A 17,560-nucleotide genomic window follows, 5' to 3' on the forward strand; every position below is an offset into this window, starting at 1 on the left:
CATGAACGACGACCTTTCGCTGCACCAGCGCCGCCGCCTGCCGTCCCAGGTGGAGCTGGACGGCATTCCCTGGCTGGCGCTGCTGTCTGCGCCCGAGCGCGAGCGCGCCGTGGCCGCGCTGCTGGTGGGCGATGCGAAGGTGGGCGACTACGTGTGCCGCGTGGGCCGGCCGGTGACCTACTGGTTCGGCGTGGTGGAGGGGCTGCTCAAGATGAGCACCGACAACGCCCAGGGCCAGACGATGACCTTCACCGGCGTGCCGCCGGGCGGGTGGTTCGGCGAGGGCACGGCGGTCAAGCGCGAGCCTTACCGCTACAACATCCAGGCGCTGCGCAAGAGCGTGGTGGCGGGCCTGCCCATCGACACCTTCCACTGGCTGCTGGACCATTCCATCGGCTTCAACCGGTTCGTGATGAACCAGCTCAACGAGCGGCTGGGCCAGTTCATCGCCGCGCGCGAGATCGACCGGCTGGGCAACCCCGACGTGCGCGTGGCGCGCAGCCTGGCGGCGCTGTTCAACCCGGTGCTCTACCCCGGCGTGCGCGAGGTGCTGCGCATCACGCAGCAGGAGCTGGCGTATCTGGTGGGGCTGTCGCGCCAGCGCGTGAACGAGGCGCTGGCCGAGCTGCAGGCGCAGGGCGCGATCTGCGTGGAATACGGCGGGCTGCGGGTGCTGGATCTGCCTGCGCTGCGCGAGAGCGTGTTCGCCGCGCAGGCCGAGGCGCCCGTGCGGCGCGCCGTCCGCGCGCCGGAGGCCCCGGATGCCCAGGCGGTCATGCGCGGCTGACGGGCGCTGCCAGCTCGGGGGTGCGCGTCAGGCGGAAGGTGCCCACCATGTCCGTGAGCCGGCCGGCCTGGTCCTTGAGGCTGCCGGCGGCCGCGCTGCTTTCTTCCACCAGCGCGGCGTTCTGCTGCGTCATGGTCTCCAGCGCGCCCACCGACTGGCTCACTTCGGCGATGCGGTCGCTCTGCTCGCGGGCCGATGCGGTGATCTCGGCCATGATGCCCGACACCTGCTGGACCGACTGCACCAGTTCGCCGATGGTGGCGCCCGCGTGGCCCACCAACGTGGTGCCTTCCTGCACCTGATTGGCGCTGGCCAGGATCAGTGCCTTGATCTCGCGCGCGGCATCGGCCGAGCGCCCCGCCAGCGCGCGCACCTCGCCGGCCACCACCGCGAAGCCGCGGCCCTGCTCGCCCGCGCGCGCGGCTTCGACCGCGGCGTTGAGGGCCAGGATGTTGGTCTGGAAGGCGATGCCGTCGATCACGCTGATGATGTCCGCGATCTTGCGCGAGCTGGCGCTGATCACGTCCATGGTGCGCACCACCTGCGAGACGACCTCGCCGCCGCGCTCGGCCACCTGCGAGGCGGCGGCGGTCATCTGGTTGGCCTGGCGCGCGGCGTCGGCGCTTTGCTGCACGGTGTGCGTCAGGTCTTCCAGCGCCGAGGCGGCCTGCTGCAGGTTGCCCGAGGTCTGCTCGGTGCGCTGGCTCAGGTCGAGGTTGCCCGAGGCCACTTCGGAGCTGGCCAGCAGGATCGAATCCGCCGTGGTGCCGATGCCGCCCACCAGCGAGCGCAGTTGCTCCTGCATGGCGGCGATGGCGTCCAGCAGCCGGCCGGTCTCGTCCTGGATGCGCACTTCCACGCGCGAGGTGAGGTCGCCGCGCGCGATGCGTTCGGCCACCACCACCGCCCGCCCGATGGGCTGGGTGATGCTGGCCGTGGTGCGCCAGGCGATCAGCGCGCCCAGCACGATGGCCAGGGCCACCAGCCCGCCGCCGATGGCGCGGGCCCGGTTTTCCATGCGCGACGCGCCGGCCGCGGCCTCGGTGTTGAGGGTGTTCTGCAACTGCACCAGTTCGGCCAGCTTGTCGCGCCAGGCGGATTCGGCGGGGGCCACACGCGTCATGAGCGAGAGCGTGGCGCTCACGGTGTCACCGTCGGAGATGGCCTTGAGGGCCGTGTCCAGCTCGGGCCGGGTCTTGCGGGCCAGGGCCTGGATGTCGGTCTGCAGCTGGCGTTCGGCCGGCGTGGCGCCGGAGTCGAGCAGCGTGGCCAGTTCGGTCTCCTGCGCCGCGTAGCGCTGCAGCGCCTGGCCGACGCGGCGGGTCTGCTCTTCGGCGCTCTTGGGATCGACCTCGCCGAGCATCGCCGCCGACCGCCCCTGGATGCCGATGGCGCTCACGTTCTCCAGCATGCTGTTGACCAGCCGCATCTTGGCGGCGCTGGCACCGGTCATCTGCTGCATTTGCTGGTTGACCTCGTTCAACGAAGAATGCGCCACGATGGCCACCGCGATGAGCAGTGCCAGCATGCAGCCGAATCCCAGGAACAGACGGCGGGAGATGGAGAGGGTCTTGAAGAACGAAGCGGTCTGCATGGTGTTTTCCGTGGCCGATGGCCTTTGAACGAAATGCACAGCAAAAGCAGTGCCAGTGGTCGGTGCGCGTCGCCATCCTGCCGTGGCCGGCAACGCAATGGATGTTACATATGAAAGACCCAATACAGAGTATCTGCCTCTAAAGTGCCGGGTGACCGGCTCGGTTGTATGAATTGATTTAATCGCTCATATCTTATTAAATGCATCGTTCCGGTGCTATTTTTTTGGTAGCGTAGCGCTGTGCCATTTTTGCGCATTCCACTTTGGCGCCATTCGAGTCACCGTGGACTTGTTACATTTTTTGGAAGGAACCGGCCCCATGATCCGACTTCGCTCGCCCATGTCCCGGGGCATGGTTGCCGTGCTCTGGGCACTGGCATGGCCGGCGATGGCTGCGGAGGTCCAGGTGACCGTGCAGGACGGCGCCGGCAAGCCGCTGCCGGGCGCGATCGTGTTCCTGGATTCGCCGGAGGCGCTCAAGCTGGTGCGTCCCATGGCCCAGCAGGACATGGGGCAGCTCAAGCGCCGCTTCGTGCCCGAGGTGCTGGCCGTGACGGTGGGCACCGAAGTGCGGTTTCCCAACAGGGACAACGTGCGCCACCACGTGTATTCGTTCTCGCCGGCCAAGAAGTTCGAGCTGCAGCTGTATTCCGGCACGCCGGCCAATCCCGTGCTCTTCGACAAGCCCGGGGTCGTGGTGCTCGGCTGCAACATCCACGACCAGATGGTGGCCTGGATCCTCGTGCTGGAGACCCCGTATTTTTCGCAGAGCGCCGCGCCGTTCGGCATCGCGCGCATCGAGAAGGTGCCCGCGGGCAACTACACGCTGCGCGTGTGGCATTCGGGTCTGCCGGTGGGCGCCGCGGCCTACGCACAGCCGCTCACGGTGGCGGAAGGCGGGGCGCCGGTGGTCGTGCGGCTGGCGGGGGTGACGCCTTGAACCTGCGCGCGCTGCACCGCAGCCTGATCCTTCGGCTGGTCGGCATTTCCCTGCTGCTGCTGCTGATCGTGCAGGCGGCGGGATTTGCCGTGGTGCAGGCCTTCATCGTACGCAATGCCCGCGCCCAGATCGAGCGCAGCCTGGACGTGGACGAACGCGTCTGGCGCTGGCTGCTGACGCAGAACGCCGTGCGGCTGCAGGAGGCCTCGGTGCTGCTGGCGGCCGACTACGGTTTTCGGTCCGCCGTGAATTCGGGCGACTCGGAGACGATCCAGTCCGTGCTGGAGAACCACGGCGCGCGCATCGGCGCCGCGATGACGGCGCTGCTGGACACCCGCATGCACCTGCAGGCCACCAGCCCCTCGCGCACTCCGGCCGACTACCAGAGCGCGGTGGACCAGGCCGTGCCCGCGCTGGTGGCGCAGCCACAGGGCAGCCAGATCGCCGTGGTGCACGGCATCCCGTACCAGTTCGTGATGGTGCCCATGCGGGCGCCTTTGCTGGTGGGCTGGGTGCTGATGGGTTTTCCGGTCAACGAGACGCTGGTGTCCGAGATGCAGCAACTGCTGTCGGTGGACGTGGCCATCCAGGTGCGCGATGCCGCCGGTGCCGTGGCCGTGCCGGTGAGCACCCTGCCGGACCGCGCGCTGGCCGATCTGCGCGACTTCCGCATGGGCGGTGAGCAGGTGCTCGGCGGCGAGACGCTGCTGGTGCGCCCCGTGCGCCTGGACAGCGGCGCCACCAGTGCCCGGGCGCTGCTGCTTCGTTCGCTCAACGACGTGGTGGCGCCCTACCGCCAGCTGCAGGCCCTGCTGGGTGGGATCACCGTGGCTGGCCTGGTGCTCTTCGCGCTGGGCAGCGCCTTCATGGCGCGCCGCGTGACGACACCGCTGCGCTCGCTGGTCTCGGCCACGCACCGCCTGTCCCAGGGCGACTACGACGCCCCCATCGAGCACACGCGCCGTCTCGACGAGATCGGCAACCTCGCCCGCTCGTTCGACCGCATGCGCGTGGACATCGCAGGGCAGCAGGGCGAGATCCTGCGGCTGGCCGATACCGACCGGCTGACCGGCGTGCCCAACCGGGAGCGCTTTCGCCGCGCCATCATGGAGGCCATCGGCCCCGGCAGCGGAGGGCGCCCCGTGGCTGTGATCGCGCTGGACCTGGACCGATTCAAGCACGTGAACGGCGTGCTGGGCTACGCGCTGGGCGACCGGCTGCTGCAGGCCGTGGCCGAACGCATCAGCGGGCAGACGCGGTCGCCGCAGGACGTCATCGCCCGCCTGGGCGGCAACGAGTTCGCCATGCTGCTGCCCGGCGCCGACGAGGCGGCCGCGCGCGACATGGCCCAGCGCATCCTCCGGGCCTTCGAGACGCCCATGGCTTTCGACGACCGCACGGTGGATCTGAGCGCGGGCATCGGCATCGCCTGCTGGCCTGGTCCGGCGCAGGATGCCGACACCCTGCTGAGCCACGCCGAAATCGCCATGTATGCGGCCAAGCTGCGGCTCAGCGGGGCGCTGGTGTACGAGCCGTCGATGGATTCCTCCAGCGCCGTCTCGCTCTCGCTGCTGACCGAACTGCGCCGCGCGGTGGACCGCAACGAGCTGCGCCTGTTCCTGCAGCCCAAGGTGTCGCTGACCGGCCAGCCGGGCCACGCGGCCGAGGCCCTGGTGCGCTGGCAGCACCCTGAGCGCGGCATGGTGCCGCCGATGCAGTTCATCCCCTTTGCGGAGCAGACCGGCTTCGTGCGGCAGCTCACGCTGTGGATGTTCGAGCAGGCGGTGATCTTCCTGGCGCAGCCGCGCGTGCAGGATCTGGCGCTGCGCATCTCGATCAACCTGTCCACGCGCGACCTGCTCGACCCCGAGCTGAGCAACCGCCTGGGCACCCTGCTGGCGCGCCACGGCGTGAGCGCGGCGTCGTTCTGCCTGGAGATCACCGAGAGCGCCATCATGGACGAGCCCCTGCGGGCCGAGGCCATGCTCAACCGCCTGTCCGAGCAGGGCTTCAAGCTGTCCATCGACGACTTCGGCACGGGCTACTCATCGCTGGCCTACCTCAAGCGGCTGCCGGTGGACGAGCTGAAGATCGACAAGTCCTTCGTCATCGGCATGGCCTCCGACGACGGCGACGAGCAGATCGTGCGCTCCACCATCGACCTGGCGCACAACCTGGGCCTGAGCGTGGTGGCCGAAGGGGTGGAGACCGTGTCCATCCTGGAGCGCCTGCGGGCCCTGCATTGCGACGATGCGCAGGGCTACTACATCAGCCGGCCGCTCCCCACGGACGACTTTATCGCCTGGCACGCCGCGGCGGCCGAGCGAAAATAGCGCCCATGTCCGATTCGCCGCCCCGCCGCCGCCTCTCCCTTCCCCCCGCCGCCCCCGCCAAGGTGGCGCCGCCTGCGGCCACCGCACCCTCCGCACCCCGGGCACCGGCCACCGCGCAACCCGCCACCCGGGCGAATGCCGGCCCCGCCGCCCGGCCGTTCAATGGCCCGAATGCCGGCGCCAACAACGCATCGCCGCGCCCCGCTGTCCGTCCTGCCGCGGCCCAAGCCCCGTCCCGGCCCGAGCCTTGGCAGGGCCGGTCGCCGGACCGCGCACCGCAGGCGGCCGCCCGGCGCGGGCCTGCCGCTGCGCCCCTGGCGGGCGAGGGCGGCACCTCGCGCCTGAACAAGCGCATGGCCGAGCTGGGCCTGTGCTCGCGCCGCGAAGCCGACGACTGGATCGCGCAGGGCTGGGTCAAGGTCAACGGCGAAGTCGCGCCGATGGGGCTGCAGGTGCTGCCCACCGACCGCATCGAGGTCGAGCGCGTGGCGCAGGGCTTTCAGGAGCAGAAGGTCACCATCCTCATGCACAAGCCCATGGGCTACGTGAGCGGCCAGGCCGAGGACGGGCACACGCCCGCCGTCGCCCTCATCAACCCGCGCACGCACTGGCGCGAGGACCCGAGCCGCATGCGCTTTTCGCCGCCGCAACTGCGGGGCCTGGCACCCTGCGGGCGGCTGGACATTGACTCGGTCGGCCTGCTCGTGCTCACGCAGGACGGCCGCGTGGCACGCCAGCTCATCGGCGAGGACTCCGACGTCGAGAAGGAATACCTCGTGCGCGTGCAGTACGGCGACGTGGCGCTGAACGTGCAGGAGGCCTTTCCCGCCGACCAGCTGGCCCGCCTGTGCCATGGCCTGGCCCTGGACGGCCAGCCGCTCAAGCCCGCCCGCGTGGACTGGCAGAACCCCGAGCAGCTGCGCTTCGTGCTCAAGGAAGGCAAGAAGCGCCAGATCCGCCGCATGTGCGAACTGGTGGGCCTGAAGGTGGTGGGCTTGAAGCGCATCCGCATCGGCCGCATCACTCTGGGCAACCTGCCCGTCGGGCAGTGGCGCTACCTGGGGGCGCACGAGAAGTTCTGACGCCGGGCGTGGGGCATGGCGCCGCCGCGGGTACTCGTGGCAGGATTTTTAGGTGCTTTTGCCTCCATGCCCTAGTGAATCATGCCTTGATTGCTATTAAATTAATAGCAACTTCCTTGGGCAGGTTCCATCGGGGCACGGGCGCTCAGGGCACTGTGCCCCCGGCGGTGCCGATCACGCCGACGCCCGCCTGCCGACGCACCGAGCGGGCTGTCTCGGCGGCGGATTCCGGCGCGATCAGCCATGCCCGCCACGTACTGAAAGCCTGGATCGCCGGCGCATCCAGCGCTGGCGCGTCGGCGGTGCCGCTGGCGGTCTGGTCGTTGGGCACGCAGTCCCGGCCGATGGCCTGGCGGCACAGGCCATCGGGCGGGTCGGCCTGCCCGGCGAACGGGGCGAAGGCCGGGCCCGGGCCGGGCGCGTGCGGGTAGCGGTACACGGGCCGGGTCACATGGTCGAAATGGTTGCCCTCCATCAGCAGGCGGGCCGTGGCCGTCAGGGGCATGGCCGCGCCTTCGCCGCTGAGGTTCTCGAAATAGTTGTTGACCAGGTGGGCGGCTACGGTGGCGTTCTTCATGCCGCCCGCATGCGGCCCGCGGCCCGAGGTGTCGTGCACGTAGTTGCGGGCCACGGTGATCGTGTCCTGCGCGCCCAGGAACAGCCACAGCCAGTAGTGGTGGCCGTCGCAGGTGGCCGACTGGCCGGTGCGCCCATCGAATTCGTTGCCGGACAGGGTGACGTGCGAGGCGCTGCCGAAGCCCGTCACCACCATCTGGCGGCCGATGCGCGCGAACAGGTTGTGGTCCACCCACACGCCGTCGGCGCCGTCGATGGTCAGCGCATCGCCGCCCCAGACGACGCCCGGGTTGATGTCGGTGATGCGGATGTTCTGGACGATGACGTTGCGGTTGCCGTCGCCGATGCGCAGGCCCCGGCCCTGGATGCCGGCGTTGCGCCCGACGCCGACGAGGGTCTTGTTGGAGCCCACGGGCAGGGGGCGGCGCCCGGCGTTGTCGTAGGTCACCGGGGCGGCCGGGCGGCCGTCGCAGAAGTGGGCGACGTTCAGGCCCCACTGGCCGCCCTGGCCCGGCGGGTCGTCCCGGCAGGCGAAGGCCAGGCACCCGGCCTCGGTGGTGGTGGCGGAGCCGTTGGCCTGCAGCGACCCCCGGAAGTCGAACAGGCGGTCCAGCACGATCACGCGCGGTGCGTCGTCGGTGCACCGCGGGCCCTCGGCGCGCTGGCAGAGCGCGCGCTCCAGGCCCTCCAGCGAAGTGGGGCGGACCACCTCGGCCTGGCCGCCGCCGGTGACCCCGGCGGCGAAGCCATCGGGACGGCCCGTGGCCTGCTGCGCCCACAGCGGCGGCGCGGTGCCCAGCAGCAGGGCCAGGCACGCCGCCATCGGCAGGTGCCTGTGAAGCAGGCTTCGGAGTGGGCGCATGGATCGGGTTCCGTTGTCGGGGTGCGTTCCGGGGGCTGGGGGTGGGATGGCGGCTTGGAACGGGGCGCGCGCCCGGAGTTCAATGGCCGCCGGTGCCCCGGGGCAGCGCCTCTGCCGGGGGCGGACCCGCCAGCCTTGATAATGCGGCGCCTGCCCCGAACTGCCGGGGCATCCCTCTTTTTGTGAATGACCCCGACCTCCCAATCCACACCATGAGCAAACAGACCCATTCCTTCCAGGCCGAAGTGGCGCAACTGCTGCACCTGGTCACGCATTCGCTGTACTCCAACCAGGAAATCTTCCTGCGCGAGCTGATCTCCAATGCGTCCGACGCCTGCGACAAGCTGCGCTTCGAGGCCCTGAACAATAACGCCCTGTACGAAGACGCGCCCCACCTCGAAGTGCGCGTGGCCTTCGACAAGGACGCCAAGACGCTCACCATCACCGACAACGGCATCGGCATGAGCCAGCAGGAGGCCATCGACCACCTGGGCACTATCGCCAAGAGCGGCACCAAGGACTTCATGGGCAAGCTCTCGGGCGACCAGAAGGCCACCGCGTCCGAGCAGGGCCAGTTGATCGGGCAGTTCGGCGTGGGCTTTTATTCCGGCTTCATCGTGGCCGACAAGATCACCGTGGAATCGCGCCGGGCCGGCCTGCCCGCCGAGCAGGGCGTGCGCTGGATCAGCGGCGGCACGGGCGACTTCGAGGTCGAGACCATCACCCGCCCCGAGCGCGGCACCAGCATCATCCTGCACCTGCGCGACGACGCCGAAGAGTTCCTGAACGCCTGGAAGATCAAGTCCATCATCGGCAAGTATTCCGACCACATCAGCCTGCCCATCCTGATGGAAAAGGAAGAGTGGAAAGAGGGCGAGCTGATCAACCCCGGTGACGAAAACGGCGGCCGCCAGCCCGGCGGCATGGTCAAGACCGGCGAGTGGGAAACCGTCAACAAGGCCAGCGCCCTGTGGACCCGCCCCAAGAAGGACATCACCGAAGAGCAGTACCAGGACTTCTACAAGGCCATCAGCCACGACCACGAGAACCCGCTCACCTGGAGCCACAACCGCGTGGAGGGCAACACCGAGTACACGCAGCTGCTGTACGTGCCCGCCAAGGCCCCGTTCGACCTGTGGAACCGCGACAAGAAGGCCGGCGTCAAGCTGTACGTCAAGCGCGTGTTCATCATGGACGACGCCGAGGCGCTGATGCCCACCTACCTGCGCTTCGTGAAGGGCGTGATCGACTCCAGCGACCTGCCGCTCAACGTGAGCCGCGAGCTGCTGCAGGAAAGCCGCGACGTGCGCGCCATCCGCGAAGGCTCCACCAAGCGCGTGCTCGGCATGCTGGAAGACCTGGCCAAGCACGACAAGCACACTGCCGGTGAAGAAGGCGCCGACGGCGTGACCGATGTGGTGAGTGACGAGGACAAGGCCAAGGAAGGCAAGTACACGGCGTTCTACGCCGAGTTCGGCGCCGTGCTCAAGGAAGGCCTGGGCGAGGACTTCGGCAACCGCGAGCGCCTGGCCAAGCTGCTGCGCTTCGCCTCCACGCAAAGCGATGCGGTCACCGTCTCGTTCGCCGACTACAAGGCGCGCATGAAGGAAGGCCAGGACGCCATCTACTACATCACCGCCGACACGCTGGCCGCCGCCAAGAACAGCCCGCAGCTCGAAGTCTTCAAGAAAAAGGGCATCGAGGTGCTCCTGATGACCGACCGCGTGGACGAGTGGGCGCTGAACTACCTGCAGGACTTCGACGGCACGCCGCTGCAGTCCGTGGCCAAGGGCGCGGTCGATCTGGGCAAGCTGCAGGACGAGGCCGAGAAGAAGGCCGCCGAGGAAGCCGCCGAGGCCTTCAAGCCGCTGCTGGCCAAGCTCAAGGAAGCACTCAAGGACAAGGCCGACGACGTGCGCGCCACCACCCGCCTGGTCGATTCGCCCGCCTGCCTGGTCGTGCAGGACGACGGCATGAGCACCCAGCTGGCGCGCATGCTCAAGCAGGCCGGCCAGCAGGCCCCCGAGTCCAAGCCCGTGCTGGAGGTGAACCCCGATCACGCCCTGGTCAAGAAGCTGGACGGCAGCGTGCACTTCCACGACCTGGCGCACATCCTGTTCGACCAGGCGCTGCTGGCCGAAGGCGGCCTGCCCGAGGACCCCGCCGCCTATGTGAAGCGCGTGAACGCATTGCTGGCCTGATCGGCCCCCAGCGCATGATTCGCTAGGGCGTATTGCTATTAAATAAGTAGCAATCAAAAAGCCCGGTCTTCTTGGGAGGCCGGGCTTTTTTTATTGGGCTGCGATGGTGGTCAAGGCTACTTCGGAGGCTCTCGGTCCGGCAGGTCGAGCAAGCCCGTGCACCGTGCACAGTGCAGGTAGCGGCCGGACGCCTGCTCCTTGCCCGCGACGACCGGTGTGAGCAGGGCGGTGCCGGCATCGTTGGCGATGCCCAGCGTGGCAACGCGGCCATCCTTGAACCGGATGCGGGCCTCCGTGTAGCAGTCACCGGTGAGGAAATGGTCGTGCAGATAGGCACGGCGGTCGATGGGCCTCGAATGGGCCAGGAACCGGCGGACATCCTGCTCTGCCAGCGGCCGGGTGCCAACGCAGGGGGCGGACTCTCCCGCTGCGTTTTGCGCCGCGGGCCGCGTGATCTCGACCGATGCCACGGCTGCAACCGGATAGGACTTGCGCGCAGGGGCGGGCGACTTCGATTCCTGCGCATGGGATGGAAAGAGATGTGCAGCGATGCACAACGCGGCGATGGCATGCCCTTTCAGCGCCATAGAGCGGTACTCGCTTCGGTTGCGTTTTTCCGGCTCACGTCGGGGTGCCGGTGGACTTCCGACGAATCCAGGTGGAGCGTGCTGACCAGTTCGTCGACGAGCCACCGCAGGGAAAGGTTCTGCGCGGTGGTGATGGGTTCGTAGACAGACTTTTCTCCCAAAAATGCATCTTGCTGTGCCTTGCTCAGTCCTGCAGGCATTTTGAGGTCCGGCGGGAGCGAGGCAATTCCCACGATTTCAATACCGATCGAGTCGATGTTGCTGGGATACCGCACCGGGACGGATTTGGTCATCTCAATTTTGTTCATGCGCTCCACAGCACTGTTTTGCGGAAAATCCTTCGATTTCCGGAAGGCAGCGGCCGTACAACGGTGCTCTGCAAGGCAGCGGGCTTTCAACGGACCCACATGATTCGTCCGATAACGGACCGATGCTGTTTGATAGAGGGTGCCATTCTTGGCGATGAGAAAGTGCGCACCGTTTCCCCCTGACTGGTAGCTGGCAAAAACGCTTTGCTCGTTGGGGGAGCCGGTTTGATGAACGATGATTCCGGTAATGGAACGCATGGCCGAACGCTCGATGATGGTGAATCGACGCGGCTGGATGCGCGACGCGGTCACCATGCCTTGTGGATCAATTTGAAGCATATTTTTATATTCAAATGATTTTGGAACGATGCTGGCACGCCCCTCCGGCTGTACCACGCGCCGCATCATAGTGATGACTCAACCTGGATTAATTCCAGGTTGGTAACTGAAGGTTGCGGGCTCTGCGATGGGCTGATGCGTCCCATCGCGTTGCTTAGGCCCCTGCGGCTGGTCTATGAACAGGCAAGGTGGAGCGCCTTCCCGGAAGTAGACGCCCATCCGCAGGCTTTTCCCATGGCGGGTGTAGGTATGCTGCCTGGATAATGTGCGGCGGTCCCTTTTCTACTCTGCGGAGCCTTCCGGCATGTTGCGCTTTTTCCTCCTCTTCCTGACCCTGCAGTTGACGATGTTCGGCATCAACATGCTGGGCTGGGTGCAGCAGCACCTGGTGCTGCCGTGGACGGCGCTGCTGGCGCGCATCTGCGCCGGGTTGGTCACCTGGTTCGACAGCTCGGCCGCCGCCTCGGGCAAGGTGCTGTGGAACCAGGCCACGGGCTTCGGCGTCTCCATCGAGGCGGGTTGCAACGGCATCGAGGCGTGCATCGTGCTGTTCGCCGCCGTCATGGCGTTTCCGTCCACCTGGCGGCACAAGCTGGTGGGCCTGGTCGCCGGCTTCGTGGCCGTGCAGGCCATGAACATCGTGCGGGTGGTCAGCCTGTTCTACCTGGGGCAGTGGAACACCGCCATCTTCAACTTCGCCCACGAATACCTCTGGCAGGCGCTCATCATGGTGGACGTGCTCATCGTCTGGCTGCTGTGGGTGCGGGCCGGCAGCCGGGGCGGCGCGGGCGCCCCGCCGAACGAGCCGCCGGCGGCACCGCCCTCGGCGCCGTCCGCCTCCCCTGCGGCCGTGCCGGTGTGATCCGCGGCACCGCATGCGCCGCGCCGCCAGCCTGAAAATCTTCGTCCTCGGCCTGTTCGCCGGGGTGGTGCTGCTCACCCTGCTGTGGATCCGGGTCTCGCCCTGGACCTCGTACCCCGTGGGCATGGTGGCCGGCGCGGTCCTGGAGCATGCCGCCCCCGGCTGGGTGCGCGAGACGCGGCTGCGGCCCGGCGCGTTCGAGGTCGATACCTCGGTGGCGGTCGCCACGCCGCAGACCGGCAACCGCCTGGTCGAGATCACCGTCGAATCCGACCCTGGCCGCTATGCCTACGGCCTGCCCATCTTCCTCGCCCTGCTGCTGGCTGCGCGCGGCCCGGGCCGCACCTGGCGCGCGCTGGCCGGCTTCGCGCTGCTCGTGCCGCTGCAGGCCTTCAGCCTGGTGATGCACCTGCTCATGCAGGTGGTGCTGACGGCGCAGCTCGACGTGCGCGTGCTCAAGGTCGCCCAGTGGCAACTGGAAGCCCTGGTGTACGGCTACCAGGTGGGCGTGCTGGTGCTGCCCACGCTCGCGCCCATGGTGCTGTGGCTGTGGCTGGACCGGCAGTTCGTCAACGAGGTGGTGATCGAGGCCTGGCGCCGCTCTCTGCCGGCCGCGCGCGCCGCTGCGCCCGTGCCGGCTGCAGCGGCGGTGGTGGTATCGCCCGAGCCTGCCGCGGGCGTGGTGGCCGAGCCTGCGGACGCCATCCCTGAGCCGGTCCCCCACGTGCCGCCCGGGCTGGGCGGCAAGGTCTTGGCCAGCGCCGCCGCCACGCTGCCTGTGCGCAAAAAACCACGCTGAAGCGCGCGGCGGTCGCGCGGACACGCGCAGGCCACCGGGGCCTGACAGAATGCCGCCGCATGCTGTTGCTCCTCTCCCATTTCTTCCGTGGCTTCGGGCCCCGGCGCGTGCTGCAGGCCGCGCTGGGTGGCACCGCGGCCGTCCTCGCTGCCCAGGCCCTGGCCGCCCCGTCCGGCGATGCCGCCAACCCGGCGGACGGTGACCCGCCCCCCTGGGCCCTGCATGCGCAGACCACCTACGTCTGGCAGCACAAGCCCTCGTTCGATGCGCCCTACACCGGCCCCAACAGCCTGGTGCCCACGGCCGAGCGCTCGTATTCCTTTACCGCCACCGCCGACCTCGGGCTGCGCCCCTGGAGCGGCGCGCAGATCCACTTCAACCCCGAGGCCGGGCAGGGCGTGCCGCTATCGCACCTGTCGGGCGCGGGCGGGCTTTCCAACGGCGAGCTGGCCCGCACCTCGGGCGCGCAGATCAAGGCCTACCGCGCGCGCCTGTTCCTGCTGCAGCGCTGGGACGCGGGCGGCGACACCGAACGCATCGAGCCCGACTTCAACGAACTGGGCGGCAGCGCCAGCGCGCGCCGGTGGACCCTGGTGGCCGGCAACATCTCGCTGCTGGACTACTTCGACAACAACCCCTACGCCAAGGACCCGCGCGAGCAGTTCTTCAACTGGTCCTTCCTGACGCCTGGCGCCTGGGACTACGCGGCCGATGCGCGCGGCTACACCTGGGCCGGCATCCTCGAATACCGCACGCCGCAGTGGGCCGTGCGCGGTGGCCGCGCCCTGCAGCCGCGCGAATCCAACGGCCAGCCGCTGGACCGCTCGTGGACAAAGCACTACGGCGACCAGATCGAGGCCGAATCCGACCTGCCCGTGGCCCTGCCCGCCGGCCCGCTGCGCGGGCGCTTGTTGCTGTTCCGCAACCGCGCCGTCATGGGCGCGTTCGCCGATGCGCTGGCCGCGTCCCGGGCCGTTGGCGGCACGCCGGACGTCGGCGCCGTGCGCCGCCTGCAGACCAAGACCGGCTGGGCACTGACCCTGGAGGCCCCGCTGGCGGAAGACGCCGGCGTCTTCGTGCGCGCCAGCCGCAGCAGCGGCCGCCAGGAAACGTACGCCTTCGCCGAGATCGACCGCCAGCTGTCCTTCGGCGGCCAGATCGGCGGCGCCGCCTGGGGCCGCGCCGCCGACCGCGTGGGCGCCGCTGTGGCGGTCAACGGGTTGTCGGCCGACCACCGTAACTACCTCGCAGCCGGGGGGCTGGGGGCGTTCCTGGGCGACGGGGCGCTGCGCTATGGCAGCGAGCGGGTGTGGGAGGCGTATTACCGGTTCACTTTCGACCCGGTGCCGATGCCGGGCGGGCCGCTGCAGTCCGCCGTGTCGCTGGGGGTGCAGCACATCGTGCACCCGGGCTACAACCGCGACCGGGGGCCGGTGGACGTGGTGTCGGTGCGGGTGCATGCGGAGTTTTGAGGGGCGGGGTGGTTAGGGTGACTTTTGATTGTTAATCAATTTATTTTTGACTAATAATTCAATTTTTGATCGAAGTGAAGGCAGCAGATGGGAGAAGGAATGCGACGCTTGAAGGACTGGGGCCTGTTCGCAGGTACCCGTACCGTGATTGATTACGTGGTGGACCCCGTATCGCGCGCGCCGAAAGCCAAATCTGCGAACAGATTTTGGGTCGGACTGCTGTTTTTCATCGCAGCGTTCCTGCTGCTCGGTACCCATCCCCAGCCTGCTGGTGCCGCGCTGAGTGCCGAGGTCATTTACTGCGTGCCCGGCCGGGCGTTCTGCGGTACGCCCGATGACATGCTCACTTATCTGCAGCAGACAAGTCCTACCGAGCCTTGTACCACCACGCCTGTGAATCCGGTCGTTTGGTCGTATGAGCTGCCATATCCTGAGGGATCCTTGTTTCTTTACAGAACCAAGGAGAACTGTGCTGCACCTGGGCGGGTAACTTCATTCGTTTTCTGGGCAGAGCGAGCCGGAGTAGCGTGCCCGGCCAACAGCGCGGCGGCCGATGGCGTGTGCACCTGCAATCTGAACTTCGCGGAGAACGCGTCGACCAACGCATGCATTGCGGCCACCCCGGAGCCGGGGCCTGCGATGTGCCGTGCCTCGGGCGTGCAGACAGACAACCCCATCTTGCTGGCCGCGCAGGCCAAGGTCCGCACCGAGACCGACTGGAGCGCGGAGGGCCCGGCGGACCTGTCGTTCACCCGCCATTACCAAAGCGACTGGGGCAAGGACGCTGCCAGGCCGATCGGGCCGTTGGGCAAGGCCTGGACCCATAGCCACAGCACCTCCCTCAAATCCAGCACGGGAGCGACCGGGGACAGCGTGATCATCACGACGGGAGAGGGCCACCTGCGGACCTTCTTCAAGGCGACGGGCAGCAGCACCTGGACCACGGCCAGCAATGACGTGCTGACGCAATCGGCCTCCGGCGCCTGGACCTACCAGCGCAGCGACGACGACGCCACGCTGCAGTTCAGCAGCGGCGGCAAGCTGCAGTCGGTCACGGCGCGCAACGGCTGGGTGACGTCCTACGCATACCACGCGGATGGCCAATTGGCCTCCATCACCAATCCCTTCGGGCAGGCGCTCTCGCTCGCCTACGACGCATCGGGCCGGCTGACCTCCGTCACCACGCCCGATCAGCAAACCATCGGCTATGCCTACGACGGTAGCGGCCGGCTCTCCAGCGTCACCTATCCCGATGGCAAGAGCCGGTCCTTCCTGTACGAAGATGCGGGCTTCCCGCAGGCCCTCACCGGCATCGTGGACGAGACCGGTGCGCGCTGGGGCACCTTCGGCTACGACAGCACGGGCCGGGCCACCAGCACCGAACTGGCCGGCAGCGTCAACCGCTACCAGGTGAGCTATCCGGCAGCCGATGGCTCCGGCGCCACCGTCATCGACCCCCTGGGCACGGCGCGCACCTTCAACTACAGCCTCAACCTGGGCAAACTGGTCGTCAGTGGTGCCAGCAAGCCCGATCCACTGGGCAAGCCCGATGCCGCGCAGCGGGTGCAGAACGCGCAAGGGCTGATCGACTCCGAGACGGACTTTCTCGGGAGCGTGACGACGTACCAATGGGATGCGGGCAGGCGCGTGCCGCTGAGCACCACGCAGGCCAGCGGCACGGCGCAGGCGCGCACGACCAGCACCGAATGGCACTCGCAGTGGCGCCTGCCGGTCAAGGTGACGGAGGCGGGCCGCGAGACGGCCTACACGTACGACGGCCAGGGCAACGCGCTCACGCAGACGATCAAGGACACCTCGGTCACGCCAGCCGTCTCGCGTACCTGGGCCTGGACCTACCACCCCTCGGGCCTGGTCGCCAGCGAGACCGACCCGGGCGGCGCTGTGACCACCTACGCCTACGACAGCGCGGGCCACCTCACCCAGGCCACCAACGCGCTGGGCCAGAGCAGCCTATACACCCACGACGCGGCCGGCCGGGTGCTCACCCACACCGCACCCACGGGCTTGGTGAGCAGCTACCAGTACGACGCGCGCGGGCGGCTCACGCGGGCGCAGCGCGGCGACGAGGTCAGCAGCTACACCTACACCGCCAGCGGGCAACTGGCCAGCGCCAGCGTGTCCAGCGGCTACGCCACCAGCTACACCTACGACGCCGCGCAGCGCCTGACCGGCTGGAGCGACAACCGGGGGGCGAGCGCCAGCTACACCCTGGACGGCATGGGCAACCGGATCAATGAGAGCATCACCGATGCGCAAGGCCAGGCCGCATGGACAGTCGCGCGCACCATCAACAGCCTGAACCGGGTGGAGAGCGTCACCATCGGCTCGGCCGCCACGGGCACGGTCAGCGCCAGCGGCTACGGCTACGACGCCAACGGCGACCTCGTCCGCAGCACCGAGACCGTTGGGGGCGCCAGCCGCAGCACCACCCTCGCGCTGGACGCGCTGCGGCGCGTGAAGACCCTCACCAACGCGCAGAACGCCAGCGCCGCGCTGGAATACAACGCCCAGGATGCCGTCACCAAAGCCACGGACTTCAAGAGCGTGGCCACCAGCTACACGCGGGATGCCCTGGGCAATGCCAGCCAGGAAGCCAGCGCCGACAGCGGCACGCTCACCCGCACCTACGACAGCCTGGGGCTGCCGCAAAGCCTCACCGACGCGCTGGGGCGTGCCACCGCCATCACGCGCGATGCGCTGGGCCGGCCCACGCAGATCGTGAGCAGCCTGGGCGGCGCGAGCCGCACCACCGTGCTGCGCTACGACCTGCCCGGGCCCGAGTACAACGCCAGCGGCA

Annotated in this window: 13 protein-coding genes; 9 read left to right on the plus strand and 4 right to left on the minus strand. The window is 68.4% G+C overall.

Annotated elements, in window-relative coordinates:
- The first annotated feature begins 1 nt into the window (after position 1).
- The gene (locus AVKW3434_RS21300; protein WP_272567060.1) at positions 2-787 is read left to right on the plus strand and encodes a Crp/Fnr family transcriptional regulator; all 786 of its coding nucleotides are present in this window, start codon (positions 2-4) and stop codon (positions 785-787) included.
- Here AVKW3434_RS21300 and AVKW3434_RS21305 read toward each other — a convergent pair.
- A complete protein-coding gene (locus AVKW3434_RS21305; protein WP_284407417.1) occupies positions 774-2,381 on the minus strand; it encodes a methyl-accepting chemotaxis protein in 1,608 nt (535 codons plus the stop codon). The genes AVKW3434_RS21300 and AVKW3434_RS21305 overlap by 14 nt on opposite strands.
- 340 nt (positions 2,382-2,721) lie before the next feature.
- Here AVKW3434_RS21305 and AVKW3434_RS21310 point away from each other — a divergent pair, with 340 nt between their 5' ends.
- The 3 genes from AVKW3434_RS21310 to AVKW3434_RS21320 are packed head-to-tail and all read left to right on the plus strand — an operon-like array spanning position 2,722 to position 6,736.
- The gene (locus AVKW3434_RS21310) at positions 2,722-3,321 is read left to right on the plus strand and encodes a methylamine utilization protein (RefSeq protein WP_284407427.1); all 600 of its coding nucleotides are present in this window, start codon (positions 2,722-2,724) and stop codon (positions 3,319-3,321) included.
- Positions 3,318-5,654: a putative bifunctional diguanylate cyclase/phosphodiesterase gene (locus tag AVKW3434_RS21315; protein ID WP_284407418.1), complete on the plus strand. Its 2,337-nt coding sequence runs from the start codon at positions 3,318-3,320 to the stop codon at positions 5,652-5,654. Before AVKW3434_RS21310 ends, AVKW3434_RS21315 begins: the two co-directional genes overlap by 4 nt.
- 5 nt (positions 5,655-5,659) lie before the next feature.
- Positions 5,660-6,736, plus strand: coding sequence for a pseudouridine synthase (locus tag AVKW3434_RS21320; protein ID WP_284407419.1), 1,077 nt, complete (start codon positions 5,660-5,662; stop codon positions 6,734-6,736).
- 145 nt (positions 6,737-6,881) lie between these two features.
- Here AVKW3434_RS21320 and AVKW3434_RS21325 read toward each other — a convergent pair whose 3' ends face one another.
- Entirely contained in the window at positions 6,882-8,174 is a 1,293-nt protein-coding gene (locus AVKW3434_RS21325; RefSeq protein ID WP_284407420.1) for a pectate lyase family protein, read from the minus strand.
- Between the two features lie 212 nt (positions 8,175-8,386).
- Here AVKW3434_RS21325 and htpG point away from each other — a divergent pair, with 212 nt between their 5' ends.
- Complete coding sequence (htpG, locus tag AVKW3434_RS21330; protein ID WP_272567069.1) at positions 8,387-10,375, plus strand: molecular chaperone HtpG; 1,989 nt, start codon at positions 8,387-8,389, stop codon at positions 10,373-10,375.
- Between the two features lie 116 nt (positions 10,376-10,491).
- Here htpG and AVKW3434_RS21335 read toward each other — a convergent pair whose 3' ends face one another.
- Positions 10,492-10,962 (minus strand): hypothetical protein, encoded by a 471-nt coding sequence (locus AVKW3434_RS21335; RefSeq protein WP_284407421.1) that lies wholly within the window; start codon positions 10,960-10,962, stop codon positions 10,492-10,494.
- Positions 10,953-11,678, minus strand: coding sequence for a peptidoglycan recognition protein family protein (locus tag AVKW3434_RS21340; RefSeq protein WP_284407422.1), 726 nt, complete (start codon positions 11,676-11,678; stop codon positions 10,953-10,955). Before AVKW3434_RS21340 ends, AVKW3434_RS21335 begins: the two co-directional genes overlap by 10 nt.
- 235 nt (positions 11,679-11,913) lie before the next feature.
- On the opposite strand from AVKW3434_RS21340, the gene xrtH reads away from it, so the two are divergent.
- From xrtH to AVKW3434_RS21360, 4 genes are all read left to right on the plus strand, one after another.
- Positions 11,914-12,471, plus strand: a complete 558-nt coding sequence (gene xrtH / locus AVKW3434_RS21345) for an exosortase H (RefSeq protein ID WP_284407423.1) — start codon at positions 11,914-11,916, stop codon at positions 12,469-12,471.
- A gap of 13 nt (positions 12,472-12,484) precedes the next feature.
- Positions 12,485-13,270: an exosortase H-associated membrane protein gene (locus AVKW3434_RS21350; RefSeq protein ID WP_284407424.1), complete on the plus strand. Its 786-nt coding sequence runs from the start codon at positions 12,485-12,487 to the stop codon at positions 13,268-13,270.
- Positions 13,271-13,329: 59 nt separating this feature from the next.
- Positions 13,330-14,742 (plus strand): carbohydrate porin, encoded by a 1,413-nt coding sequence (locus AVKW3434_RS21355; RefSeq protein ID WP_284407425.1) that lies wholly within the window; start codon positions 13,330-13,332, stop codon positions 14,740-14,742.
- Positions 14,743-15,381: 639 nt separating this feature from the next.
- Positions 15,382-17,560, plus strand: a 2,179-nt coding sequence (locus AVKW3434_RS21360) for a DUF6531 domain-containing protein (protein WP_284407426.1), incomplete at its 3' end; no start/stop codon positions are given.

Source organism: Acidovorax sp. SUPP3434 (assembly GCF_030159015.1).
Taxonomy (GTDB): Bacteria; Pseudomonadota; Gammaproteobacteria; order Burkholderiales; family Burkholderiaceae_C; genus Paracidovorax.

What these genes read in the sequence shown, in the direction of transcription:
- AVKW3434_RS21300 (WP_272567060.1), top strand. Translation starts at nt 2, where the DNA reads ATGAACGACGACCTTTCGCTGCACCAGCGCCGCCGCCTGCCGTCCCAG.
- AVKW3434_RS21305 (WP_284407417.1), bottom strand. Translation starts at nt 2,381, where the DNA reads ATGCAGACCGCTTCGTTCTTCAAGACCCTCTCCATCTCCCGCCGTCTG.
- AVKW3434_RS21310 (WP_284407427.1), top strand. Translation starts at nt 2,722, where the DNA reads ATGTCCCGGGGCATGGTTGCCGTGCTCTGGGCACTGGCATGGCCGGCG.
- AVKW3434_RS21320 (WP_284407419.1), top strand. Translation starts at nt 5,660, where the DNA reads ATGTCCGATTCGCCGCCCCGCCGCCGCCTCTCCCTTCCCCCCGCCGCC.
- AVKW3434_RS21325 (WP_284407420.1), bottom strand. Translation starts at nt 8,174, where the DNA reads ATGCGCCCACTCCGAAGCCTGCTTCACAGGCACCTGCCGATGGCGGCG.
- htpG (WP_272567069.1), top strand. Translation starts at nt 8,387, where the DNA reads ATGAGCAAACAGACCCATTCCTTCCAGGCCGAAGTGGCGCAACTGCTG.
- AVKW3434_RS21335 (WP_284407421.1), bottom strand. Translation starts at nt 10,962, where the DNA reads ATGGCGCTGAAAGGGCATGCCATCGCCGCGTTGTGCATCGCTGCACAT.
- AVKW3434_RS21340 (WP_284407422.1), bottom strand. Translation starts at nt 11,678, where the DNA reads ATGATGCGGCGCGTGGTACAGCCGGAGGGGCGTGCCAGCATCGTTCCA.
- xrtH (WP_284407423.1), top strand. Translation starts at nt 11,914, where the DNA reads ATGTTGCGCTTTTTCCTCCTCTTCCTGACCCTGCAGTTGACGATGTTC.
- AVKW3434_RS21350 (WP_284407424.1), top strand. Translation starts at nt 12,485, where the DNA reads ATGCGCCGCGCCGCCAGCCTGAAAATCTTCGTCCTCGGCCTGTTCGCC.
- AVKW3434_RS21355 (WP_284407425.1), top strand. Translation starts at nt 13,330, where the DNA reads ATGCTGTTGCTCCTCTCCCATTTCTTCCGTGGCTTCGGGCCCCGGCGC.